The 23,717-nt window shown below is 68.0% G+C and carries 18 protein-coding genes and 1 tRNA gene; 10 read left to right on the plus strand and 9 right to left on the minus strand.

Annotation, left to right across the window (positions count from 1 at the left end; genetic code table 11):
- Window positions 1-75: 75 nt before the first annotated feature.
- From pxpB to DES45_RS12485, 3 genes are all read left to right on the plus strand, one after another.
- On the plus strand, window positions 76-840 hold the full coding sequence (gene pxpB / locus DES45_RS12475) for a 5-oxoprolinase subunit PxpB (protein WP_114770327.1): 765 nt from the start codon (window positions 76-78) through the stop codon (window positions 838-840).
- A complete protein-coding gene (locus tag DES45_RS12480) occupies window positions 837-1,850 on the plus strand; it encodes a 5-oxoprolinase subunit C family protein (RefSeq protein WP_114770328.1) in 1,014 nt (337 codons plus the stop codon). Before pxpB ends, DES45_RS12480 begins: the two co-directional genes overlap by 4 nt.
- 121 nt (window positions 1,851-1,971) lie before the next feature.
- A complete protein-coding gene (locus DES45_RS12485) occupies window positions 1,972-2,379 on the plus strand; it encodes a hypothetical protein (protein ID WP_147282395.1) in 408 nt (135 codons plus the stop codon).
- A 93-nt stretch (window positions 2,380-2,472) separates the two neighbouring features.
- On the opposite strand, the gene DES45_RS12490 is transcribed toward DES45_RS12485, so the two are convergent.
- Both DES45_RS12490 and DES45_RS12495 read right to left on the minus strand, forming a co-directional pair.
- A complete protein-coding gene (locus tag DES45_RS12490) occupies window positions 2,473-4,440 on the minus strand; it encodes a PhoX family protein (protein ID WP_114770330.1) in 1,968 nt (655 codons plus the stop codon).
- A 130-nt stretch (window positions 4,441-4,570) separates the two neighbouring features.
- On the minus strand, window positions 4,571-6,772 hold the full coding sequence (locus tag DES45_RS12495; protein WP_114770331.1) for a malate synthase G: 2,202 nt from the start codon (window positions 6,770-6,772) through the stop codon (window positions 4,571-4,573).
- Window positions 6,773-7,391: 619 nt separating this feature from the next.
- Between DES45_RS12495 and DES45_RS12500 the strand changes: the two genes are divergently transcribed.
- A complete protein-coding gene (locus DES45_RS12500) occupies window positions 7,392-8,219 on the plus strand; it encodes an outer membrane protein (protein WP_342633522.1) in 828 nt (275 codons plus the stop codon).
- 70 nt (window positions 8,220-8,289) lie between these two features.
- Here DES45_RS12500 and DES45_RS12505 read toward each other — a convergent pair whose 3' ends face one another.
- From DES45_RS12505 to DES45_RS12515, 3 genes are all read right to left on the minus strand, one after another.
- Window positions 8,290-8,811, minus strand: coding sequence for a tetratricopeptide repeat protein (locus DES45_RS12505; protein WP_170151481.1), 522 nt, complete (start codon window positions 8,809-8,811; stop codon window positions 8,290-8,292).
- Window positions 8,812-9,090: 279 nt separating this feature from the next.
- Window positions 9,091-9,166: transfer RNA gene (locus tag DES45_RS12510), tRNA-Ala, on the minus strand.
- Window positions 9,167-9,249: 83 nt separating this feature from the next.
- Entirely contained in the window at window positions 9,250-9,630 is a 381-nt protein-coding gene (locus DES45_RS12515) for a TIGR02300 family protein (protein WP_114770333.1), read from the minus strand.
- A 166-nt stretch (window positions 9,631-9,796) separates the two neighbouring features.
- On the opposite strand from DES45_RS12515, the gene aroA reads away from it, so the two are divergent.
- The 4 genes from aroA (at window position 9,797) to DES45_RS12535 (ending at window position 13,038) form a co-directional block, all read left to right on the plus strand.
- The gene (aroA, locus tag DES45_RS12520; protein ID WP_114770334.1) at window positions 9,797-11,146 is read left to right on the plus strand and encodes a 3-phosphoshikimate 1-carboxyvinyltransferase; all 1,350 of its coding nucleotides are present in this window, start codon (window positions 9,797-9,799) and stop codon (window positions 11,144-11,146) included.
- Between the two features lie 9 nt (window positions 11,147-11,155).
- Window positions 11,156-11,779, plus strand: a complete 624-nt coding sequence (cmk, locus tag DES45_RS12525) for a (d)CMP kinase (RefSeq protein ID WP_114770335.1) — start codon at window positions 11,156-11,158, stop codon at window positions 11,777-11,779.
- Window positions 11,780-11,845: 66 nt separating this feature from the next.
- Window positions 11,846-12,649, plus strand: coding sequence for a DUF1194 domain-containing protein (locus DES45_RS12530; protein ID WP_114770336.1), 804 nt, complete (start codon window positions 11,846-11,848; stop codon window positions 12,647-12,649).
- An 11-nt stretch (window positions 12,650-12,660) separates the two neighbouring features.
- A complete protein-coding gene (locus DES45_RS12535) occupies window positions 12,661-13,038 on the plus strand; it encodes a methylglyoxal synthase (RefSeq protein WP_114770337.1) in 378 nt (125 codons plus the stop codon).
- A gap of 4 nt (window positions 13,039-13,042) precedes the next feature.
- Here the strand turns inward: DES45_RS12535 and hrpB are convergent, their stop codons facing one another.
- The 3 genes from hrpB to DES45_RS12550 all read right to left on the minus strand — a co-directional run bounded on the left by hrpB (window position 13,043) and on the right by DES45_RS12550 (window position 18,531).
- On the minus strand, window positions 13,043-15,508 hold the full coding sequence (hrpB, locus tag DES45_RS12540; RefSeq protein WP_114770338.1) for an ATP-dependent helicase HrpB: 2,466 nt from the start codon (window positions 15,506-15,508) through the stop codon (window positions 13,043-13,045).
- A gap of 42 nt (window positions 15,509-15,550) precedes the next feature.
- The gene (locus DES45_RS12545) at window positions 15,551-16,165 is read right to left on the minus strand and encodes an HAD family hydrolase (RefSeq protein ID WP_114770339.1); all 615 of its coding nucleotides are present in this window, start codon (window positions 16,163-16,165) and stop codon (window positions 15,551-15,553) included.
- A 77-nt stretch (window positions 16,166-16,242) separates the two neighbouring features.
- Entirely contained in the window at window positions 16,243-18,531 is a 2,289-nt protein-coding gene (locus DES45_RS12550; RefSeq protein WP_114770340.1) for an NADP-dependent malic enzyme, read from the minus strand.
- 152 nt (window positions 18,532-18,683) lie between these two features.
- On the opposite strand from DES45_RS12550, the gene mutS reads away from it, so the two are divergent.
- Window positions 18,684-21,410 (plus strand): DNA mismatch repair protein MutS, encoded by a 2,727-nt coding sequence (gene mutS / locus DES45_RS12555; protein ID WP_114770341.1) that lies wholly within the window; start codon window positions 18,684-18,686, stop codon window positions 21,408-21,410.
- Between the two features lie 15 nt (window positions 21,411-21,425).
- Here the strand turns inward: mutS and DES45_RS12560 are convergent, their stop codons facing one another.
- Window positions 21,426-21,899 (minus strand): response regulator, encoded by a 474-nt coding sequence (locus DES45_RS12560; RefSeq protein ID WP_114770342.1) that lies wholly within the window; start codon window positions 21,897-21,899, stop codon window positions 21,426-21,428.
- A 264-nt stretch (window positions 21,900-22,163) separates the two neighbouring features.
- On the opposite strand from DES45_RS12560, the gene DES45_RS12565 reads away from it, so the two are divergent.
- Window positions 22,164-23,702, plus strand: coding sequence for a YifB family Mg chelatase-like AAA ATPase (locus DES45_RS12565; RefSeq protein ID WP_114770343.1), 1,539 nt, complete (start codon window positions 22,164-22,166; stop codon window positions 23,700-23,702).
- The last annotated feature ends 15 nt before the right edge of the window (window positions 23,703-23,717 follow it).

A 23,717-nucleotide genomic window follows, 5' to 3' on the forward strand; every position in this document is an offset into this window, starting at 1 on the left:
AAGGGTGGCTTCGGTCCGCTCATGCCATGGATGCATGCCCTCCCTTGTCCTCCTGCCGTTGCGGGATCCTGGCCGATGTGGAAAGGCCGTGACCAAGTGAGACATGACCAACGAGGCATCGTGAGCACACCGAGAGTCCTTGCCTGCGGCGACGGAGCCCTGTCCGTGGAATTCGGCGATACGGTCGATCCGGATCTCAACGGCAAGGTGCTCGCGCTCGACGAGATCCTGCGGGAGCGGGCTCCTGCCGGCCTGCTCGAGACCGTTCCGACCTACCGCTCGCTCTTGGTGCAGTTCGATCCCACCGTGACGGATTTCGACGCCCTCGCGGGCCTTCTCGCCCGCGAGGCCGAAAGACTCGCGCCCCAGGCTTCGGCCGGAAGGCGCTGGAGCGTCCCCGTGCTCTATGGGGACCCGTACGGCATTGATCTTGACGAGATCGCCGACAGGCACGGGCTGACGGTCCGCCAGGTCATCGACCTCCATGCGGGCGCCATCTACCGCGTCTACATGATCGGCTTCCTGCCGGGCTTCGCCTATCTCGGGGGCCTCGACCCGAAGCTCGTCACCCCGCGCCGCACACAGCCGCGTGCGAAGATCCCGAGCGGCTCAATCATCATCGGCGGCGCCCAGGCGGCGGTCGGCTCCATCGAATGCCCGAGCGGCTGGCATATCTTGGGCCGCACGCCGGTCCGCAGCTACGCGCCGGAGCGCGACCCGGCCTTCCTGCTCGCCGCCGGCGACGAGGTGGTGTTCGCGCCCATCGACGCCTCCCGCTGGGACGCGATGGAAAGGGCCGCTCTCGCAGGCGAACCCGTAGCCGAGGAGGTCAGCCGATGATCAGCCTCGAGGTCAAGGCCTGCGGCCCGATGACGAGCCTCCAGGACCACGGGCGCGCCGGTTACCAGCGTTTCGGCGTCTCGCCCTCCGGCGCGATGGACTTCCGCTCCCTCGCGGCCGCCAATGCGCTGGTGGGCAACCCTCCGGACACGGCCGGGATCGAGTTCGTCAATCTCGGCGGCGCCTTCACCTGCGCGGGTGGGGACCTCGGCATCGCGCTGGTCGGCGCCGAATGCGCCCTGACCATCGACGGCGCGCAGATCCCGGCGCAGACTTCGGTCATCCTGAAGGAGGGGCAGACCGCGCAGGTCGGCCATGCCCGGTCCGGCACCTTCGCGTATCTCGCGGTCGCCGGAGGCTTCTCGGTGGAGCCGCAGCTCGGCAGCCTGTCGTTCCATCTGCGGTCACGCCTCGGCGGGCTGAACGGCTCGCCGCTCAAGGCGGGTGACCGCCTTCCCTGCGATGCGGGCGCGCAGGCGGGCGAGCCGATGCACCTGCCGCTCGACCTTCGCGGCGGCGAGGACCCGATCCGGGTGATGCTCGGTCCGCAGGACGATTACTTCACGCCGGACGCGATCGAGACTTTCCTGTCGGAGGAGTTCACGGTCAGCCCGCAGGCGGACCGCATGGGCTTCCAGCTCACCGGCCCCCGCATCGAGCACGCCAAGGGGTTCAACATCGTGTCCGACGGGATTGTGACCGGACACATCCAGATCCCGGGCAGCGGCCATCCGATCGTTCTCATGCGCGACCGGCAGACGGCAGGCGGATATCCGAAGATCGCCACCGTTATCGGCGCGGATCTCGACCGTTTCGCGCAGCTCCGCCCGGGCTCGCCCGTCCGCTTCAGGGCCGTTGACCGGGCCGAGGCCGTGGCGGCCGCACGCGCATACCGGGACTGGATCGCGGCCCTGCCCGAGGCTCTCATGCCCGTCCGCTTCGACCTCACGACCGAGCATCTGCTCAGCGTCAACCTGATCGGCGGCGCGGTGGACGCCCTGTCGCGGTAAGCCGCGCCGGGCGCCTGCTCGCGGGAAAATCAGCGCATCCGTCAAGGAACTGCAATATAACTGTCATCATCCCGTTCCATGGAACAGGAGCCTCTGCCACACTCCTTTGGAATGGATCCTCATGGCGAAGAAGAAAGCGAAGTCACAAACGGACGTTCTCGGCTTCAAGCTCCCCAAGAGCCTGCGGAAGGCCGGCTGGCTCGACGACCTGCTGCGATCGGAGATCGGCCGGACGATCCTGGCCGAAGCCCTCGTGGCGGCCGCCGGGGCGGCGGCCGCGGCCCTGGCCCGTTATGGAGCGGAATCCGAGACGGGCGCGAAGGTCAGGAAGGCGGCGATCAGGACCGGATCGGATGCGGCATCGGCCACGAAGGATGTTGTCGGTGCAGTGGTCAATACCGGCATCGCCGCCGTGTCCGCCGTGGCGCAGGACCTGTTGTCCCCGACACCGGACGGCAAGTCCCAGGAGCAGCCCAAGCGTGCCCGCAAGCCGCGGCAGGCAAAGGGCACGACGGCCTCCGAGAGCTGAGACCGCGACGGAGCGCACCGGAGCGCGACGCCTGCTGTATCGCAAACAGAAGGGCGGCCGAGAGGCCGCCCTTCGCATTTCCGCCCATCGGGGTCAGGCGATCTTGCCGCCGCCCTGCTTGGTGACAACGAGGACCGAGGGGCGCGGCGGCATGCCGTCCTTGAAGTCGGGCCAGCGCGTCGCCGGGGTCTCGAAGGTGGCAGGCGTGCCCTCCTCCGCTTCGCCGGGATGCTGGACCGCGAGGAAGAGGGTCTCGTCGTTGGGAGTGAAAAAGGGCCCGCACATCTCGGCGCCGACGGGAACGCGGAAGAAGTGCCGCGAAGTGCCGCGCATCTCGCCTTCGGTCTCGAGCGCCCAGAGCCCGTCCGCGCGGCCGGTCGCCTTGGCGTTGTTGCCGTCGGTGGAGATCCACAGGCGGCCCTGGCTGTCGATGGCGCAGTTGTCGGGCATGCCGAACCAGCCGTTCTTGGTGGTTTCCGACGAGAACGTCGCTCCGACGGACGCCACCGACGGGTCGCCGCACTTCACCAGCACCTCCCAGGCGAAGGCCGTCGCCGCATGATCGCCGCCCTGCGGCACCATCTCGACGATGTGCCCGAACGCGTTGTTGGCGCGCGGGTTCGCGGCGTCGACCTGCTCTTCCTTGCGGCGGGTGTTGTTCGTCAGCATGACGTAGACGCGACCGGTCTGCGGATTGGCCTCGATGTCCTCGGGACGGTCCATCTTGGTGGCGCCGACGAGATCGGCCGCGCGGCGCGTCTCGACGAGGACGTCGGCCTGGCTCTTGAAGCCGTTCGCCTCCGTCAGCGGTCCCTTGCCCTGCACGAGCGGCAGCCACTGGCCCGAACCGTCCGCGTTGTACTTGGCGACGTAGAGCGTGCCCTCGTCCAGCAGGCCGAAATTGGCCGCGCGGTTCTGCGGGTCGACCTTGCCGGCGGTGACGAACTTGTAGACGTAGTCGAAGCGCTCGTCGTCGCCGAGATAGATCACATAGCGGCCGTCCTGGTTGGTGATGCCGGCCGCGCCCTCGTGCTTCGTGCGGCCGAGCGCCGTGCGCTTCTTCGGCACGAAGTTCGGGTCGAACGGATCGATCTCGACCACCCAGCCGAAGCGGTTGGGCTCGTTGGGCTCCTTGGCGAGGTCGAAGCGGTCGTGGAACCTGCCCCAGGCATAGGCCGGCGAGCCGAGGCCGTAGCGCTTGTAGTTCTTCGCCTCCGGATGGTCGTCCGCGACCTTGCCCCAGAAGTAGCCGTTGAAGTTCTCCTCGCAGCTCAGCCACGTGCCCCACGGCGTGACGCCTCCGGCGCAGTTGTTGATCATGCCGCCGACCTTGCGGCCACTCGGATCGGCGGCGGTCTTCATGCGGTCGTGGCCGGCGGCCGGACCGGTGATGTCCATCGGGGTCTCGGCCGTGATGCGGCGCGTGTACTTCGAATCCCTCACCACCTCCCAGCGGCCGTCGCGGCGCCGGATCTCGACCACCGCGCCACCATGAGCCGCCATCTCGATGTCGACGAGGTCCTTGGTCATCTTCGAGAAGTTGATGTCCTTGGCATCCTGCACGCCGACGCCCGGGAACATCAGCTCCTCGTTGGTGTATTCGTGGTTCACCACGAGAAGGCCGTGGTCGCTCGAGCCGTCGATCGGGATGTAGCCCACGAAGTCGCTGTTGTAGCCGAACTGGCGCCGCTGCTTCTCGGCCGTCTGCGACGCTGGGTCGAATTCCGGCGTATCGGGGAAGAGCGGATCGCCCCAGCGCAGCAGGATCTGCGCGTCGTAGCCTTCGGCGACGTGGTGGGTCTGATCGACGCCCGCCTCGATTTCCTTGAAGTCGAAAGACGGACTCAGGCCCTTCTTGGCCGGCTGCTCGTTCGCCGCGAGCGCGCGCTGGCCGAGGGTGGCCGAGATGGCCGCGACGGCAAGCGACCCGCGCAGAAGGTCGCGACGGTTGAACCGGGCGGCGATGATCTCGCCCATCGTGAGGTTCGCCGTCGGGTTGTTGCCGGCGTCGCCTGAATCTTCGAGCTCGCTTGCACGAAGGCGGGTCGTGTTCTCGTCCATATCCGCTTCTCCCTTTTTGGGTTCGGGAGCGGTCTAGAACGGTTCCATGTAGGGTTCATGACAGCACACGGCGTCCACCGGGTGGACACCATGCGCTGTCATGCGGGTCGAATCCGCGCCATCGGGATCGTCAGCGCGTGCGGACGCCGCTCTCCTCGGCGCGGTCCGGCGCGCCGGCGGACTTCGCCTCGCGGCGACGCTCGTGCAGGATCCATTCGGTGTAGCCGTTGGGCTGCTCGCGTCCCTTGAACACCAGGTCGCACGCCGCCCGGAAGGCAGGGCCGTCGAAGGCCGGAGCCATCGGGCGGTAGAGCGGATCGCCGGCGTTCTGCCGGTCCACGACTTCGGCCATCCGGCGCAGCGTCCGCATCACCTGGTCTTCGGTCACGATGCCATGGCGCAGCCAGTTGGCGATGTGCTGGCTCGAGATGCGCAGGGTCGCGCGATCCTCCATCAGCCCCACGTCGTGGATGTCCGGCACCTTGGAGCATCCGACGCCCTGGTCGACCCAGCGCACCACGTAGCCGAGAATGCCCTGGCAGTTATTGTCGAGCTCCTGCTCCACCGCGTCAGGCGCCCAGTTGGACTGGGAGACCGGGATCGTCAGGATGTCCGACAGCTTCGCGTGCGGGCGGCTTCTCAGCTCCTCCTGACGGTTCTGCACCGACACGTCGTGATAGTGCAGCGCATGGAGCGTCGCGGCGGTGGGCGACGGCACCCAGGCGGTGTTCGCGCCGGCCTGCGGATGGCCGATCTTCTGCGCCAGCATGTCGGCCATCTTGTCCGGAGCGGCCCACATGCCCTTGCCGATCTGCGCATGGCCCGGCAGGCCGCAGGCGAGACCCACATCCACGTTGTTGTCCTCGTAGGCCTTGATCCAGGGCGTCGCCTTCATGTCGTTCTTGCGCACCATCGGACCCGCCTCCATCGAGGTGTGGATCTCGTCGCCGGTGCGGTCGAGGAAGCCGGTGTTGATGAAGAAGATGCGCTCCGAGGCCGCCTCGATGCAGGCCTTGAGGTTCACGGTCGTGCGCCGCTCCTCGTCCATGATGCCCATCTTCAGCGTGTTGCGGGACAGCCCGAGCATGTCCTCCACGGCCGCGAACAGGTCGTTGGCGAACGCGACTTCGTCGGGTCCGTGCATCTTCGGCTTGACGATGTAGACGGATCCGGTCCGGCTGTTGCGGAGCGGACCGGTCTCCTTGAGATCGTGAAGCGCGATCAGCGACGTGACCGCCGCATCGAGAATCGTCTCGGGGATTTCCTGCCCCGCCTCGTCGAGCACCGCGTCGGTGAACATGTGGTGGCCGACATTGCGCACCAGCATGAGGCTGCGCCCGTGCAGGTGCACCTCGCCGCCCAGCGGTCCCTTGTAGACGCGATCCGGGTTGAGGCGCCGCTCAATGGTCCTGCCCCCCTTCTCGAAGCTCTCGACGAGGTCGCCCTTCATGAGACCGAGCCAGGTGCGGTAGACCTGCACCTTGTCGTCCGCGTCGACCGCCGCGACGCTGTCCTCCAGGTCCATGATCGTGGAGAGAGCGGCCTCGACCACCAGGTCTGCGACGCCGGCCGGATCGTCGGCGCCGATCGGGCTCGATCGGTCGACCCTGATCTCCACATGCAGGCCGTTGTGGCGCAGGAGCACGGCGGACGGATCGGAGGCCTCGCCCTGATAGCCGACGAGGTTCGACGGATCGACGAGCGCCGCCTGTCCTCCGTCCTCCAGGTCCACCGTCAGGGCTCCGCCCTCGATCCGGTAGGCGATGCTGTCCCGATGGCTGCCTTGCGTGAGGGGGGCGATCTGGTCGAGCAGATCGCGGGCGCGGGCGACCACCTGGGCGCCGCGCACCTTGTTGTAACCCTTGCCCCGCTCGGCGCCGTCCTCTTCCGGGAGGGCGTCCGTGCCGTAGAGCGCGTCGTAGAGGCTGCCCCAGCGGGCATTGGCGGCGTTCAGGGCGTAGCGGGCGTTCGAGACCGGCACCACGAGCTGCGGCCCCGCGGTACGGGCGATCTCGTCGTCCACGTTGCGGGTCGAGACCGTGAAGCGCGCCGGCTCGTCCCGGAGGTAGCCGATCTCGCGCAGGAAGCTCTCATACCCGGCTTGGTCGAAGGGCTGCCCGGCGCGGGCACGGTGATATTCGTCGATCCGGCCCTGCAGCCGGTCGCGGACGGCCAGGAGCTCCCGGTTACGGGGAGCGAAATCCCGCACCAGACCGGCGAGTCCCTTCCAAAAGGCCTCGGCCAGGATCCCCGTGCCGTTCACGGCCTCCCGCTCGATGAAATCATGAAGGACCGGCGCGATCTGAAGGCTGCTCGTCTGGACGCGTTTCATCGTACCCGCTTTCTGGAATTCTGACTCTGTTCGTACCTTAGAGCCGTCGGGCGAAAAATGAAGCCGCCCACTCTTTTCCGGCTCCGAGTGACCGGCCAGGGTCGTGCCGCCGGAGGGGTTCCGCCGGCGTTCGATGCGACTAGAAGGCCAAGGAGGGGCGGATCAAGATCTACGAAGGTCCAAGCCTTGCCTTACGAGACAGCCGCGACACCTACGGATGCCGCCAAGGTTTCGCTTCGACGCAGGCGATCGAAGTCGAGGTGAGACCGCGTCAGATCAGGACTTGTGTGGCTGAAGTCTTCACTTGAGATGTCTTTAGTAAAAAACCCTGCCCCATAAGGGCAGGGTTAAGTCATCTCCTCGCCTTCGGAAGTGTCGATCCGAAAACAATGCGATTAGGTCATAGTGATTCTCACGTGTCAACCGAATGGTAAGGTTTTAAAAATATTCCTATTATGCAATATTAGACCACGAAGCAATCGCATCGTAAAAGTATTTCGAATTTTATCTAAATTTCGAGCCATATAAACAAAGTCAGAAGTGTTGCAGACCTGCAATAGCTTTATCGACAAACTGAAGCATAGACTACTCCACGTGACTCCTCACACAAGGGATGACGATGATGAGAAAGCTTGTTCTCGGCCTGCTTGCCACTACGGCAGGTGCCGCTCTTGCCGTATCTTCCGCCTCGGCTGCTGACCTTCCGGTTCGCGCGGCTCCTCCGGCGCCGATCGTGGCGGCGGTTCCGATCTTCACCTGGACCGGCTTCTATGTGGGCGTGAACGCCGGCTACGGCTGGCAGGACAGCAACAACAGCGCCTCGGTGTTCGTCCCGGCCGGCACCTTCGTGACCGCGCCGCTCGCCTCCGGCGTCGTCACGTTTGGCGATGACAACGGCGACGGCTTCGTCGGCGGCGGCCAGATCGGCTACAACTACCAGATCGGCTCGTTCGTGCTCGGCATCGAGGCCGACCTGCAGTGGGCGGATCTCGGCGGTTCCAACGGCATCGCCGTCGTGCCGGCCGGCTTCCCGGCCACCTTCGTGCCCGCCGGCACGGTCGGTGGCATCGACTGGTTCGGCACCGTGCGCGCCCGCGTCGGTGTGGCCTTCGACCGCGCTCTCGTCTACGCCACCGGCGGCTTCGCCTATGGCGGCGCTGACGACAACAACGGCTTCGGCGGCTTCAACGGCTTCGTCAACGACGACGACGTGCGCACCGGCTGGGTGCTGGGTGCGGGCTTCGAGTACGCCTTCACCAACAACCTGACCGCCGGCATCGAAGGCCTGTGGGTGAGCCTCGACCGCAACACCAACGGCGCCTTCGTGGGCACCGAAACGGTGGGCGGCGCCGTGCTGCCGGTGTTCGTGCCCGGCCGCGACGACGACGACAGCAACGATTTCTTCGTTGCCCGCGCCAAGCTGAACTTCAAGTTCGGCACCTACTAAGACCTCTTGCCTCACGGCAAACGAAAAGGCCCGGGAGAAATCCCGGGCCTTCTTTTTGGACCAATAGGCCTCAGCCCGCTCGGGCGCGGGCGGCGCCGTCGCGAAGCATGTCGAGGTTGTTGTTGATAGTCGCACTGGCCGGATCGAGCTCCTGCGCCTTCAGGAAATTGGCGCGCGCCTTCGCGGGTTCGCCGCGCAGGAGAAAGGAATAGCCGATATTGTTGTAGTATTCGGGCCTGTTGCCGAGATAGCGCCCAGCCTCGCGATAGGCCCGATCCGCCAGATCGAACCGGCGCACGCGGTCGTAGGATGCGGCAAGCCCGAGCCAGGCCTCCCCGTTGTTGGGCGCCACCTCAACGGCGCGCTCGTAGTAGCGTGCCGCGTGCCCGTAATTCCCTCGCGCAAACTGCGCCTTGGCGACCGCCAGAACCTCAGCGTCGGGATAAGCCTCGACGGAATCGGGCAGGTCTATCTCGGGCGTCGTGTTGCTCCAGCTCGACAACAGGCCGTCCTCCCCCGTCTGGCAGGCGGGAAGCAGCAAGAGGCTCACGAGGAGCAGCGGCGTCGCCAATGTCTTTTCGATTGTCCCCATCTGTCGCATAACCCCGGTCCACATCGGTCCCTTGGACATTTCGCTGTTCAGGCGCGCGTGATCGTTGTTGATTCGCCTGTTACGAAATATGGTTACGACGCTTCTTGGCTTTGCGGAAGGTCCGTGAGCGGAAAAGTGTACCGCCGGGGCAATAGCAACATAGGGTTGAAAAGTAGTCTTGGCGGCCGCGCAGGCGGGCCCGATCGGCGCGAACGCGTCCGATCCGCCATCAGGACCTGGATTTCACGGTAACGGGACTGCCGAAGTCCGGAGGAGATTTGGTGGAGCCAGGCGGAATCGAACCGCCGACCTCTTGAATGCCATTCAAGCGCTCTCCCAACTGAGCTATGGCCCCACTCTGGCTTGCGGCGCTTGGGTTTCGCCGCGGGAGACGCCGCCGAAGCAGCGGCGTCTCTATAGTCGGGTCTGACGGGAGGTTCAAGCCTCTTCGTCGTCTTCCAGGTCGCTGTCGATCAGATCCGACACGTCGTCGTCGCCCTCCTCCTCGTCCTCGAGGAAGGTGTCGTCGTCGGCCACGTCGTCGCCCACGTCGATGTCGTCGTCGGTCGGCAGATCCTTTTCGGCCTCGCCCGCCTCGACCTCGTCGAGGGAGACGAGCTCCGGCCCGACCGATTCGACCTCGGTCTCGTCGTCTTCCGGGGCGCTCCGGGCGACCACGGGCGCGGCGACGCGGGTCAGGGCCGTCGCCTGGAAGACCGTGCCGCATTTCGGGCAGGCCGCAGGATCCCTGTTGAGATCGTAGAATTTAGCGCCGCAGCTCATGCACTGGCGCTTCAAGCCGAGTTCCGGTTTGGCCACGGGTGATTGCCTTACGAAGTGATGGTTGGGAAGGCTCCGTTAGTCGCGGGGACATCCCTTGTCAAATAGGAAATTGCCGGGAACGGCCCGAGCGGGGGCAGCTTCGGGATGACGGCACCGCACACCCGTGTTAGGAGCCGCCCGAAAGAAGAGTGGGAAAGCGAGAATGTCGCACGCACATGGCCCGGCCTCACCGGTCACGAGCAGATCTGGCAAAGCCTTGAAGGGGCGCCTGCGCGTTCCGGGCGACAAGTCCATTTCCCACCGCTCCATGATCTTCGGTCTCCTGGCCATCGGCGAGACGCGGGTCGAGGGACTGCTCGAAGGCGACGACGTGCTGCGCACGGCCGAGGCCTGCCGCGCCCTCGGGGCTGGGATCACGCGGGAGGCTCCGGGCCGCTGGCGGATCCAGGGCGTCGGCATCGGCGGCCTCACCGAGCCTTCCGGCGTTCTCGACTTCGGCAATGCCGGCACCGGCTCGCGCCTGATGATGGGCGTGGCGGGCAGCCACCCGATCACAACGACCTTCGACGGAGACGCCTCGCTCCGCAAGCGCCCCATGCGCCGCATCCTCGACCCGCTCGTCCGGATGGGCGTGACGGTGGTGAGCGAGGCCGAGGGCGGGCGGGTGCCCCTCACCCTGCGCGGCCCGAAGGAGACGATCCCGATCACCTACGAGACTCCGGCGGCGTCCGCGCAGATCAAGTCGGCGATCCTGCTGGCGGGCCTCAACTCTCCTGGCAAGACCACCGTGCTGGAGCGCGAGGCGACCCGCGACCATACGGAGCGGATGCTGCGCCATTTCGGTGCGACCGTCGAAGTGGCGCCTTACGGCGAGGACGGACGCGCCATCACGCTGCAGGGCCAGCCGGAGCTGCGCGGTTCGACCATCGTGGTCCCGAGCGACCCCTCCTCCGCGGCCTTCCCGCTGGTGGCGGCCCTGATCACCCCGGGCTCCGACGTCGTGATCGAGGGCGTGATGATGAACCCGCTGCGCACGGGCCTGGTCACGACGCTGCTCGAAATGGGCGCCTCCATCGAACGGCTCAACGAGCGCGACGAGGGCGGCGAGACCGTCGCGGACCTGCGCGTCCGGGCAAGCCGCCTCACCGGCGTCACGGTGCCGGCCGCGCGCGCTCCCGCCATGATCGACGAGTACCCGATCCTTGCGGTCGCCGCCTCCTTCGCCGAGGGCACGACCCGGATGCAGGGCCTGCACGAGCTGCGCGTGAAGGAATCGGACCGTCTCGCGGCGGTCGCGGCCGGACTGGCCGAGGCCGGCGTCACGCACGAGATCGAAGGCGACGACCTGATCGTCCACGGCTCGGGCGGAAAGGTGCGGGGCGGCGGCCGGCCGATCGCGACCCATCTCGACCATCGCATCGCCATGTCGTTCCTGGTGATGGGCCTTGCCACGCAGGAGCCGGTGACGGTCGACGACGGCGCCATGATCGCTACGAGCTTCCCGACCTTCATCCCGCTCATGCGGGAGCTTGGCGCCACCATCCAGGACTGAGTCTTCCGCATGATCATCGCCATCGACGGTCCCGCCGCATCGGGCAAGGGCACTCTCGGCAAGCGCCTCGCCGACCATTTCGGGTTTGCCCATCTCGACACCGGCCTCCTCTACCGGGCCGTCGCCCGCGTGCTCTTGGACCGGGACGTCGCCCTGACGGACCGCGATGCGGCCGCCCGCGTCGCCCAGGAGCTCGACGTCACCCATCTCGACGACGAACGGCTGCGCGGCGCGCAGATGGGCGAGGCCGCCTCGGTGATCTCGGCCTACCAGCCGGTCCGGGACGCGCTTCTGGCCTTCCAGCGCCAGTTCGCCGGGCAGCCGCCCGGTGCGGTGCTCGACGGACGCGACATCGGGACCGTGGTGTGCCCTCACGCGGATGTGAAGCTGTTCATCACGGCGAGCGCCGAGGAGCGCGCCCGGCGCCGCCACCGTGAGCTGCTGTCGCGCGGCGAGACGACGGATTACGAGATTATTCTCAACGACATCCGCCGCCGCGACGAACGGGACATGACCCGCAGCAATGCGCCCCTGAAGGCCGCGGACGACGCCCTGACGCTCGACACCACCCATCTCGACGCCGACCAGGCCTTCCAGGCGGCGCTGGAACTCGTGACGCGAAAGCAGACTTGAGCTTGCGCCGGCAGGAGAAGCTGGCAAACTCCTCAGGACCGACCCGGCTCCGCAAAGGAGACTACGATGGTTCGTTCCGGCTGCTCCGCCTTCGCCGCAGGGTTTCTCCTGCTGCTGTCCTTCCTTGCGTCGCCTACTCAAGCCCAAGCCGAGACGGAAGTGGACCTCGCCCTCGTGGTGGCGGTCGACATCTCCTTCTCGATGGATACCGAGGAGCAGGCCCTTCAGCGGGAGGGCTTCGCCCAGGCCTTCCGGTCCCAGCTCGTCCATGACGCCATCCGGGGCGGGATGCTCGGACGGATTGCCGTCACCTACATGGAATGGGCCGGCTCCGCGGATCAGAAGGTGATCATTCCTTGGACCGTGCTCGACAATTCCGAGAGCCTGATGGCCTTCGCGGACAAGATCGCCTCCACGCCCCTGCGCCGGGCGCAGCGGACCTCGATCTCCAGCGCGATCGACTACAGCGTGAAGCTTCAGGACGAGAGCGGCATCGAGGCGACGCGGCGCGTGATCGACGTGTCCGGCGACGGCCCCAACAACCAGGGCCGCATGGTGGTGCAGGCCCGCGACGAGGCGGTCGCCAAGGGCATCACCATCAACGGGCTTCCCATCATGCTGCGCAAGCCCGGCTATCTCGACATCCCGGAACTCGACGTCTACTACAAGGACTGCGTCATCGGCGGCCAGGGCGCCTTCACGGTTCCGGTCCGTGAGCGCGACCAGTTCATCGAGGCGATCAAGACCAAGATCCTGCTCGAAGTCGCCGGCCTCACCCCTTCCGAAACTCTCATCAAGCGCATTCAGGACACGCCGCGCAGCAATTGCCTCTCGGGCGAGATGCAGTGGCGGGACCGCTGGAACAACTGACAAGATAGACCATGACCAAGCTGACATTGGCGCTCGTGGCGCACGACGCCAAGAAGGACGACATGGCCCGCTTCGTGGCCATGCACGAGGACGCGCTGCGTCCTTTCACGCTGTTCGCCACGGGCACCACCGGCGGGCGCGTCATGGAGAAATGCCCGTCGCTTTCCGTCACGCGCCTGAAGAGCGGTCCCCTGGGCGGCGACCAGCAGATCGGCGCAATGATCGCGGAGGGCAAGATCGACGCGCTGTTCTTCTTCGTCGACCCGCTCTCGCCCCACCCGCACGACGTGGACGTGAAGGCGCTCATGCGCCTCGCCCTCGTCTACGACATCCCGATGGCGCTCAATCCCGCGACGGCGGAGCGCCTCATCTCCACCTTCAAGGATTAGGCGCTCACGTCCCGCGCGGCTTGGCGCGCCGAGTCGGCGGCGCGGTCAGCGGGTCCTCGGGCCAGGGATGCTTCGGGTACTGCCCGCGCATGTCGGCCCGGACCGCCGCCCAGGATCCGCGCCAGAAGCCCGGCAGGTCGCGGGTGATCTGGATCGGGCGCTGGGCCGGCGAGAGCAGGTGCAGGATCAGCGGCACGCGCCCGCCGGCGATGACCGGGTGCTTGTCGAGGCCGAAGAGCTCCTGCACCCGCACGGCGAGAACCGGCCCTTCCTCCGTTCCGTAATCGATCGGGATCTGAGAGCCGGTCGGCACCTCGAGATGGGTCGGCGCCTCCGCGTCGAGGCGGCGCTGCAGGTTCCAGGGCAGAAGGCTACGCATCGCTTCGCTCAAGGCGTCGGGACCGATATCCGAAAGACCTGTCCTGCCGACGAGATGCGGCGCGAGCCACTCCTCGACGGAAGCCGCCAGAGCCTCGTCCGACAGGTCGGGCCACTCGTCTCCCTCTGCATGCCGCAGAAACATGACTCGCTCCCGCCACTGGGTCAGCGCCTTCGAGAAGGGCAGCGCCGACAGGACCGAAGCAAGGCCGGCGGCGAGGATGCGCGCGGCCTCCTCCGTGGCGGGCACCGGCAGAGGCCGCTCGTTCAAGGTCAGCGCCCCGTAGCGCCGGACGGCGCGGTTTCGCAGGGCCCTCGCCTGCCGGTCGAAGACGATCTCCTCGCGCTGCTCGATATCCTCTCCGACGACCGCGTCGATCTCCTCGGCCGAGATGGGAGCCGCCGCCAGGATGCGGGCGGCCGCGGCACCGCCCGAAATCTCGGCGATGGCCAGATAAGGCTCCTTGGCGAGCCGGTCATGCGGCTCGAGCGCTGCCCCGCGCCCGTTGGCCATCAGGTACTCGCCCGCCTTGCCCCGCGCCTTGGCGAGCCGGTCCGGATAGGCCAGCGTCAGCAGGGCGCCGAGGGAGCGGACGTCCTCTCCAGAGTTGGATTTCGCACCGGTTTTCGCCCAGCCGTCGGCCATGCGCCGCATGTCCTCGGCCCGCTTCGAGCGGTCGCGGCGGAAGCGCTCCACCCGCTCCGTCAGGTCGGTCACGTCGCCGCCCAGCCCGCGCTCGACGAGGACGGCCGCGAGGTCCGCCGCATCACGGGCCTGGCCGCTCCCGCCGGCCGCGAGCACCATGCGGGCGAGCCGCGGCGGCAGCGGGAGCTCGCGCAGGCGGCGGCCGGTCTCGGTGATCCGCCCGTCGGGGTCGAGGGCATGCAGCTGCTGGAGCAGCGCCCTCGCCTCCTTCACAGCCGGACCGGGCGGCGGGTCCAGAAACGCGAGGGTCGTGGGATCCGTGACGCCCCAGGCGGCGCAGTCGAGGATCAGCGGGGCAAGGTCGGCGGACAGGATCTCCGGCCGCGCATAGGCCTCAAGCGCTCCGGTCGCGGCCTCCTCCCACAGGCGGTAGCAGACGCCCGGCTCGGTGCGGCCCGCGCGCCCCCGGCGCTGGTCGGCGGCGGCCCGCGACACACGCACGGTCTCAAGCCGCGTGAGTCCGATGCTCGGCTCGTAGACGGGCACGCGCGCGAGACCTGAATCGATGACGACGCGCACCCCCTCGATGGTGAGCGACGTCTCGGCGATGGAGGTGGCGAGCACCACCTTGCGGCGGCCGGGCTTGGCCGGGCCGACCGCCAGATCCTGTTCGCCCCGGTCGAGGGCGCCGTAGAGCGGCGCGATGTCGACAGCGGGATCGGTGACCCGTTCGCGCAAGGCCGTCTCGACGCGGCGGATCTCCCCCTGTCCCGGCAGGAAGACGAGAATCGAGCCCGGCTCGGCTTTCAGGGCCCGCGTGGTCGCGTCCGCCACCTGCTCCTCGATGCGCCGGTTCGGATCGCGCCCGAGATAGCGGGTCTCGACCGGATAGGCGCGGCCCTCGGATTCGATGACCGGCGCGTCGCCGAGAAGCCTCGCGACGCGGGCGCCGTCGAGAGTGGCGGACATGACGAGGAGGCGCAGGTCCTCGCGCAGCCCGCCCTGGGCGTCCAGCGCAAGCGCGAGCCCCAGATCCGCATCGAGGGAGCGCTCGTGGAACTCGTCGAACAGCACGGCCGCGACGCCGTCGAGGGACGGATCGTCGAGGATCATGCGGGCGAAGACGCCCTCGGTCACCACCTCGATCCGGGTCCTGCGGCTGATCTTGGAGCCGAGGCGCACGCGCAGGCCCACCGTCTCGCCGACGGCCTCCCCGAGGGTCCGCGCCATTCGGTCGGCGGCGGCCCGGGCCGCGAGGCGGCGCGGCTCCAGCAGGATGAGCTTGCCGCCCTTCACCCAGGGCTCGTCGAGCAGCGCGAGGGGCACGCGCGTCGTCTTGCCGGCGCCCGGCGGGGCGACAAGGACCGCATTCGGCCGGGAGGCCAGGCTCGCCGCAAGGTCGGCGAGAACCACATCGATGGGCAGGGCGGAGTCGAAGGCGCGCATGGGGCCTGATCGCTCATGCCGGCCGGGAGGGCAAGTCCATGCTCAGACGGGAAAGCCGTAGCGGCGCAGCTCCGCTGCGAGATCCATCGGCTCGGCATACTGGATCGCCTGCATGCCGACCTCGCGGGCCGCCTCCACGTTCGCCTTGGAATCGTCGATGAAGATGCAGTCCGGCGCGTTCAGGTCATAGCGCCGGAGCAGGAGGTGGTAGATCTCCGGATCAGGCTTCAGCAGCCGCTCGTCGCCCGACACGACGACCCCGTCGAAGCTGGCGAGGAACGGAAAGCGCTGCTTGGCCTCGACGAACTTGGCGCCCGAAAAGTTCGTGATGCAGTAGGTGGGGACGCCGGCCTCCTGCAGGCGTCCGAGCAGGGCCACGTTCTCCTCGAACACGCCCGAGACGGTCTCGTGCCAGCGCTCGTGGAAGGCGCGGATCGGCGCCTCGTGATCGGGGTAGTCCTTCACCAGAATGGCCACCGCCTCGTCCCAGTCCCGGCCGCGGTCCTGCTCGACGTTCCAGTCGCTGGTGCAGACCGTCGACAGGAACCATTCCATCCGGTCCGCGTCGTCGAACAGCTTGCGGTAGAGGTTGCGCGGGTCCCAGCGCAGCAGGACATTGCCGACGTCGAACACGACGATCGTGGGCTTCTCGGACATCAAGCTTCATCCCCCAGGTTCGTTTCCGGGGGATTTAGCCTGTCCGCGGCAACAATGCTACGCCGATTTTCGTGCGCTCAGCCGCCGATGTTGTAGGCCGCCAGCGCCGCCATGTTGACGATGTCGTTGTCGGTCGAGCCAAGGGAGACGATCTGCACCGGCTTGTCGAGGCCCACCACGAGCGGCCCCATCACCATCGCGCCGCCGAGCTCCTGCAGCATCTTGGTGGAGATCGAGGCCGAGTGGAACGCCGGCATGACGAGCACGTTGGCAGGCCCCTTGAGGCGGCTGAACGGATACTGAGCCATGATGTCTCGGTTGAGCGCCACGTCGGCCGCCATCTCGCCGTCATACTCGAAATCGACCCGCATGCCGTCGAGGATCTCGACCGCCTCCTGGATCTTCTCGGCTCGCTCCGCCCGCGGATGGCCGAAGGTCGAGAAGGACAGGAGGGCGACGCGCGGCTCGTAGCCGAGGCGGCGGGCGACCCCTGCGGCCTCGATGGCGATCTCGGCCAGCTCCTGCGCGCTCGGCATCTCGTGGATCGCCGTGTCGGCCACGAGCACCGTGTGGCCGCGCGCAAGGCAGAGCGAGATGCCGATCACGCGATGGCCCGGCTTGGCGTCGATCACGTGCCGCACGTCGGCGAGCGCGGTCGAGTAGTTGCGCGTCGCGCCCGTCACCATCGCGTCCGCGTCGCCGAGCGCCACCATGGAGGCCGCGAAGTGGTTGCGGTCCTGGTTGATCAGGCGCTGGCAGTCGCGGAACAGGTAGCCCTTGCGCTGCAGGCGCTCGTAGAGGAACTGCGCGTAGGTGCTGTTGCGCGACGAGAGCCGCGCATTGTGGATCTCGATGCCCTCGCGGCCCGCGAGATCGATGCCGGCGGCCGTCGCGGTCTCGTGGATGCGATCCTCGCGCCCGACGAGGACCGCCTTGCCGAGGCCCTGGTTGACGAAGGAGAGTGCGGCGCGAATCACCTGCTCCTCCTCGCCCTCCGCGAAGACCACCCGCTTCGGGAACTTGCGCACGCGCTCGAAGATGCGGTTGAGGGTGCCGGCGACGGGATCGCGCCGCGCCGAGAGCTGCGCCTTATAGGCGCGCATGTCGACGATAGGACGGCGCGCGACGCCGGTGTCCATCGCGGCCTTGGCGACCGCCATCGGAACAGTGTGGATCAGACGCGGATCGAACGGCACCGGGATGATGTACTCGCGGCCGAAGCGCGGGCGCGAGCCCTGATAGGCGGCCGCCACCTCGTCGGGCACGTCCTCGCGGGCGAGCTCGGCGAGCGCCTGCGCGGCCGCGATCTTCATCTCCATGTTGATCGTGGTGGCCCGCACGTCGAGGGCGCCGCGAAAGATGTACGGGAAGCCCAGCACGTTGTTGACCTGGTTCGGATAGTCGGACCGGCCCGTCGCGATGATCACGTCGTCGCGGATGCGCGCGACTTCCTCGGGCGTGATCTCCGGGTCCGGATTGGCCATGGCGAAGATGATCGGGTTCGGGGCCATCGAGCGGATCATGTCGTCCGTGAAGGCGCCCTTGGCCGAGAGGCCGAACACCGCATCCGCGCCGTTGAGGGCGTCGGCGAGCGTGCGGGCGTCGGTCTCGGCCGCGTGGGCCGACTTCCACTGGTTCATGCCCTCGGTGCGCCCGCGGTAGATCACGCCCTTGGTGTCGCAGAGGATGACGTTGTTCGGCGCGAAGCCCATGGCCTTCAAGAGCTCCGTGCAGGCGATGCCGGCCGCGCCTGCGCCGTTCACCACGAGCTTCGTCTCGGCCATGTCGCGGCCGGTCAGGTGCAGGGCGTTGATGAGGCCAGCGGCCGCGATGATGGCGGTGCCGTGCTGGTCGTCGTGGAAGACCGGGATGTCCATCATCTCGCGCAGGCGCTCCTCGATGATGAAGCATTCGGGCGCCTTGATGTCCTCCAGGTTGATGCCCCCGAAGGAGGGCCCGAGATAGCGCACGCAGTTGATGAAGGCGTCCGGATCCTCCGTGTCGACCTCGAGGTCAATGGAATCCACGTCCGCGAAGCGCTTGAACAGGACGGCCTTGCCCTCCATCACCGGCTTCGAGGCGAGCGCCCCGAGATTGCCGAGGCCGAGGATCGCGGTACCGTTCGAGATCACCGCCACCATGTTGGAGCGGGTCGTGAAGTCGAAGGCGCAGGAGGGGTTCTCGGCGATGGCCAGGACCGGGACGGCCACGCCCGGCGAATAGGCCAGGGACAGGTCGCGCTGGGTCGCCATGGGCTTGGTGGGCACCACCTCCAGCTTTCCGGGACGGCCCTGTGCATGGAATTGCAGCGCCTCCTGGTCCGTGAAGGTGGGGCGGCTGCGGCGGCTCGGAGGCTGATCGTTCATTAGTTGGCGTCCGGTTATGATATGGGGCGTTTCCCGTCGGACCTGCGACCTTACGCCATCGGGCCAGCTTCCCTCAAGACTTGTCCACACACCCTTTCGACGGACCGTGTGCCACGGGTGAAAGGCCGGGCCGCCTTTGCTATGACGGAAGCATGTCATCCCAAGCCCTCTACCGCCCGTCCGAGACCTCCGTGAAATCCGAGCCCGCCGCCTCGAACGGCGCGCCGGACAGCCGGGTCACGCCCATGATGGCGCAGTACATCGAGATCAAGTCGGCCAATCCGGACAGCCTGCTCTTCTACCGGATGGGGGATTTCTACGAGCTGTTCTTCGAGGATGCGGAGATCGCCAGCCAGTCGCTCGGCATCGTCCTGACCAAGCGCGGCAAGCATCAGGGGCAGGACATCCCCATGTGCGGCGTGCCCGTGGACCGGGCCGACGACTACCTGCAGCGCCTCATCGGCCTGGGCCACCGGGTCGCCGTCTGCGAGCAGACCGAGGATCCGGCGGAGGCGAAGAAGCGCGGGTCCAAGTCGGTCGTGCGCCGCGACGTGGTGCGGCTCGTCACGCCCGGCACGATCACCGAGGAGCGCCTGCTCGATCCGGGCCGCGCGAACTACTTCCTGGCCATCGCCCGCCGCCGCGTGTCCGACACGCAATGGTGCTACGGCCTCGCGGCCGTCGACATTTCCACAGGCCATTTCGTCTTGAGCGAGACGGACGGGCCCGGCCTGTCGGCGGAGATCGCCCGCTTCGACCCGCGGGAGATCCTGGTCCCGGACGTGATCCACGACGATCCCGACCTCGCGGCCTTCTGGCGCGAGACGCGGGCCTCGATTACGCCCCTCTCCCGCGAGGGCCTCGACCCGGCCTCGGCCGAGCGGCGGCTCAAGGATCATTTCGGCGTCGCCACCCTCGACGCGTTCGGGTCCTTCAGCCGCGCCGAGATTACGGCGGCCGGCAGCGCCCTGTTCTACATCGAGAAGACCCAGATCGGCAGCCGCCCGGTCCTTCACCCGCCGACCAAGGGGGATGCGGGCGCGGCGCTCGCCATCGATTCCGCGACCCGCGCCAATCTGGAGCTCACACGCACCCTCTCGGGCGACCGGGCCGGCAGCCTGCTCGCGACCATCGACTGCACGGTGACGCCCGGCGGGGCGCGGCTCCTGGCCGAGCGCCTCGCCGGTCCCCTCACCCAGCCGGGCCTGATCCAAGACCGGCAGGATTCGGTGGCACTCCTCGTGGAGAACGGCGACCTGCGCGACCGGCTGCGGCGCATCCTCAAGCGCTCGCCCGACCTCGCCCGCGCCCTCTCGCGCCTGAGCCTCGGACGAGGCGGGCCGCGCGACCTCGCCTGCGTGCGCGACGGCCTCTTCGCGGCCCGCGATCTCGGCCTCGAACTCGCCATCACGCCGGATCTGCCGCGGGAGCTGAGGGCGGCGGCCGAGCAGCTCCAGTCCCTGCGGACCGACGTGGCCGACCGCCTGTCCGCCGCTCTCGCGGAGGATCTGCCGCTGCTCAAGCGCGACGGGGGCTTCGTCCGCGAGGGCTTCGACCAGGCGCTCGACGAGCTGCGCGAGCTGCAGCACGATTCCCGCCGGTTCATCGCGGCGCTCCAGGCCCGCTACGCCTCCGAGACCGGATGCCGGACGCTGCGGGTCAAGCACAACCACATGATCGGCTACTTCGTCGAGGTGCCGCAGAACGTGGGCGAGGACCTGCTGAAGGAGCCGTGGAAGGAGACCTTCGTGCACCGCCAGACCATGGCGGGCGCCATGCGCTTCTCGACGATGGAGCTGGGCGAGCTCGAGGCCAAGATCGCATCCGCGGCCGACCGGGCGCTCAAGATCGAGCTGGCTCTCTTCGAGAGCATGGTCGAGGAGCTCCTCGGCCTCTCGTCCGACATCGCCGCCGCGGCCGAGGCGCTGAGCGTGGTCGACGTGACCGCGGCCCTCGCGGACCTCGCCGTGCGGCTCGACTGGACCCGCCCCGTCATCGACACGAGCCTCGCGTTCCGGATCAAGGCTGGCCGCCACCCGATCGTGGAGGCGGCGCTCAAGCGCGAGGGGACGCCGTTCATCGCCAACGATTCCGACCTCTCCGGCCGCGATGCCGGGCACATCCTGCTGATCACCGGCCCGAACATGGGCGGCAAGTCCACCTATCTGCGCCAGAACGCCCTCATCGTGGTGCTGGCCCAGATGGGGTCCTTCGTGCCCGCGAAAGAGGCTCATATCGGCGTCGTGGACCGGCTGTTCTCGCGCGTCGGCGCGGCGGACGATCTCGCCCGCGGCCGCTCGACCTTCATGGTCGAGATGGTCGAGACCGCCGCCATTCTCAATCAGGCCACGTCGCGCTCCCTGGTCATCCTCGACGAGATCGGTCGCGGCACGGCCACCTTCGACGGCCTCTCCATCGCCTGGGCGGCCATCGAACACCTGCACGAGGGAAATTGCTGCCGCGCCCTCTTCGCCACGCACTTCCACGAGCTGACGGCGCTCGCCGACAGGCTGCCGCGCATCTCGAACGCGACCCTGAAGGTCACCGAGTGGAACGGCGAGGTGGTCTTCCTGCACGAGGTCGTGCCGGGCGCGGCCGACCGCTCCTACGGTTTGCAGGTGGCGCGCCTCGCCGGCCTGCCAACGGCGGTCGTGGAGCGGGCTAAGGCCATCCTGAGCGAGCTGGAACGCTCCGACCGGGAGAGCCCGAAGCGGGCGCTCGTCGACGATCTGCCGCTGTTCGCCGCGCCCATGCGCGCTGCGCCGCCGGTCGAGGTGAAGGCGGATGGTCTGCGGGAGGCGCTCGATGCGCTCGATCCGGACCAGATGACGCCGCGGGAGGCGCTCGACGCGCTCTACCGCCTCAAGGCGCAGCGCTGAACGAGGCCTGCGATATCAGGAAACCTGCGAGCTGTCCTCGCGGGAGAGGGCCTCGAAGGGCACGAAGGTCATGGTCTGAGCCGCTCCCGCCCCGTGGGGCTTCTGGCCCACGATGACGTAGGCCAGGGCCTCGCGGACGCCGCGCTCCGTGTAGGGCTTCGCGATGACGCCGCAGGCGCCGGCAAAATCCTCCGGGATGCGTTTGGCGTTGGCCGTCATGAACAGGGTCGTGACTCCGAGCTGGCTCGTGAGGTGCCGGCATACGTCCACACCGGTCGGGCCATCGGTCAGATGAATGTCGACGAAGGCGAGATCGGGGGCGAGATCGCGCGCCATGGCCAGGGCCTCGTCGCAGGACGTTGCGACCCCGACCACGTCGTGACCGGCTTCCTGCAACAGGCTCTCAAGCTCCAGCGCGATGAGGATTTCGTCTTCGACAACCAGGATGCGCAGAGATTTTCCCGAACTCAAACCTACAATCCTCCGCATCCGAACGCATGACGATGCCGGCGCGTATACCTGACCTCCCGTCCGGGGACGTCAAGGAGATATTTCAAGCTGCAAACAATCATGAACCATCGGGCCGTTCTGGGGCCGCCCTTGTGCATTCAGTCGGACTCAACGCGACCAAAGGGCCATGGTTCCCCGCCTGCGACCAAGTTGCCGGAAGGCGATGGACAATCTCTAGGCAATGCTATCACGTTCAAGCATCCGACGCTATGATCCGAGCTCTTTCGCGGGGAGTTCGGGATCATGGTCGTGCGCATCTCAACGGTCGCCTTCGAGGGCATCGAGGCCCGGGCCGTCGACGTCCAGGTGCAGATCTCTCCCGGCAACGTCGCCTTCGCGGTGGTCGGCCTGCCCGACAAGGCGGTGGCCGAATCGCGCGAGCGGGTCCGCTCGGCCCTCGTGGCGTCGGGGCTGGCCCTGCCGGCGAAGCGGATCATCGTCAATCTCGCGCCGGCGGACCTGCCGAAGGAAGGCAGCCATTACGACCTGCCGATCGCGCTCGGGATCATGGCGGCCATCGGGGCGGTTCCGGCGGACGCCCTCGATGGATTCACGGTCCTGGGCGAGCTTGCGCTGGACGGCTCGATCACGTCCGTCGCGGGCGTGCTGCCCGCCGCCATGGCGGCGTTCGACCGCGGGCACGGGCTGATCTGCCCCGCGGCGAGCGGCCCGGAGGCGGCCTGGGCGAGCCGTGACATCGAGATTCTGGCTCCGCGCTCGCTGATCCAGCTCGCCAACCATTTCAAGGGCACGCAGGTCATGGCGCGTCCGGAGCCCGCCATCCTTCCGGCGGCCGGCATGCTGCCCGACCTGCGCGACATCAAGGGACAGGAGAGCGCGAAGCGGACGCTCGAGATCGCCGCCGCCGGCGCTCACAACCTGCTCATGAACGGGCCGCCTGGCGCCGGCAAGTCCATGCTGGCCCAGCGCCTGCCCTCGATCCTGCCGCCGCTCTCGCCGCGGGAGCTGCTGGAGGTCTCGATGATCCAGTCGGTGGCCGGGCTCCTGGCGAACGGCGCCCTATCGAACCGCCGTCCGTTCCGGGCTCCGCATCACTCCGCCTCCATGGCGGCGCTGGTGGGAGGCGGCCTCAACGCCCGCCCGGGCGAGGCGTCGCTCGCCCACCACGGCGTCCTGTTCCTCGACGAGCTGCCTGAGTTCCAGCCCCAGGTGCTCGATTCCCTGCGCCAGCCGCTAGAGGCCGGCGAGATCCTCATCGCCCGCGCCAACCACCGCATCACCTATCCGGCGCGGTTCCAGCTCGTGGCGGCCATGAATCCCTGCCGCTGCGGTCAGGCGACGGAGCCCGGCTACGTCTGCCGACGCCAGCCGAACGAGCGCTGCGTCGCCCAGTACCAGGCGCGCCTCTCCGGTCCGCTGCTCGACCGCATCGACCTCGTCATCGACGTGCCGGCCGTGACGGCGGCGGACCTGATCCTGCCGCCGCCCGTCGAGGGCTCAGCCGAGGCGGCCGCACGGGTCGCGGCCGCGCGGGACCGGCAGGCAAGGCGCTATGCGGCGCTCGGGCTCGACGGCGTCTCCACCAATGCCGCCTGCCCGGCGCCGCTCCTCGAGGAGGTCGCCCAGCCCGACGCCGAGGGCCTCGCGCTCATCCGCGACGCGGCGAACGCCATGCGCCTGTCGGCGCGCGGCTTCCACCGGGTCCTGAAGGTCGCGCGCACCCTCGCGGACCTCGACGGCGAGGAGAAGGTGCGCCGCATCCATCTCGCCGAGGCTCTGTCCTACCGGGCCCATGCGGACCGGCGTTCGGCTGCGGCCTGACGTTCAACAAAACAC

The organism is Microvirga subterranea, assembly GCF_003350535.1.
Classification (GTDB): Bacteria; Pseudomonadota; Alphaproteobacteria; order Rhizobiales; family Beijerinckiaceae; genus Microvirga; species Microvirga subterranea.

Excerpts from the sequence above, each read along its gene's own strand:
- pxpB (WP_114770327.1), top strand. The coding sequence starts at position 76 with ATGTGGAAAGGCCGTGACCAAGTGAGACATGACCAACGAGGCATCGTG.
- DES45_RS12480 (WP_114770328.1), top strand. The coding sequence starts at position 837 with ATGATCAGCCTCGAGGTCAAGGCCTGCGGCCCGATGACGAGCCTCCAG.
- DES45_RS12485 (WP_147282395.1), top strand. The coding sequence starts at position 1,972 with ATGGCGAAGAAGAAAGCGAAGTCACAAACGGACGTTCTCGGCTTCAAG.
- DES45_RS12490 (WP_114770330.1), bottom strand. The coding sequence starts at position 4,440 with ATGGACGAGAACACGACCCGCCTTCGTGCAAGCGAGCTCGAAGATTCA.
- DES45_RS12495 (WP_114770331.1), bottom strand. The coding sequence starts at position 6,772 with ATGAAACGCGTCCAGACGAGCAGCCTTCAGATCGCGCCGGTCCTTCAT.
- DES45_RS12500 (WP_342633522.1), top strand. The coding sequence starts at position 7,392 with ATGATGAGAAAGCTTGTTCTCGGCCTGCTTGCCACTACGGCAGGTGCC.
- DES45_RS12505 (WP_170151481.1), bottom strand. The coding sequence starts at position 8,811 with ATGGGGACAATCGAAAAGACATTGGCGACGCCGCTGCTCCTCGTGAGC.
- aroA (WP_114770334.1), top strand. The coding sequence starts at position 9,797 with ATGTCGCACGCACATGGCCCGGCCTCACCGGTCACGAGCAGATCTGGC.
- cmk (WP_114770335.1), top strand. The coding sequence starts at position 11,156 with ATGATCATCGCCATCGACGGTCCCGCCGCATCGGGCAAGGGCACTCTC.
- DES45_RS12530 (WP_114770336.1), top strand. The coding sequence starts at position 11,846 with ATGGTTCGTTCCGGCTGCTCCGCCTTCGCCGCAGGGTTTCTCCTGCTG.
- DES45_RS12535 (WP_114770337.1), top strand. The coding sequence starts at position 12,661 with ATGACCAAGCTGACATTGGCGCTCGTGGCGCACGACGCCAAGAAGGAC.
- hrpB (WP_114770338.1), bottom strand. The coding sequence starts at position 15,508 with ATGCGCGCCTTCGACTCCGCCCTGCCCATCGATGTGGTTCTCGCCGAC.
- DES45_RS12545 (WP_114770339.1), bottom strand. The coding sequence starts at position 16,165 with ATGTCCGAGAAGCCCACGATCGTCGTGTTCGACGTCGGCAATGTCCTG.
- DES45_RS12550 (WP_114770340.1), bottom strand. The coding sequence starts at position 18,531 with ATGAACGATCAGCCTCCGAGCCGCCGCAGCCGCCCCACCTTCACGGAC.
- mutS (WP_114770341.1), top strand. The coding sequence starts at position 18,684 with ATGTCATCCCAAGCCCTCTACCGCCCGTCCGAGACCTCCGTGAAATCC.
- DES45_RS12560 (WP_114770342.1), bottom strand. The coding sequence starts at position 21,899 with ATGCGGAGGATTGTAGGTTTGAGTTCGGGAAAATCTCTGCGCATCCTG.
- DES45_RS12565 (WP_114770343.1), top strand. The coding sequence starts at position 22,164 with ATGGTCGTGCGCATCTCAACGGTCGCCTTCGAGGGCATCGAGGCCCGG.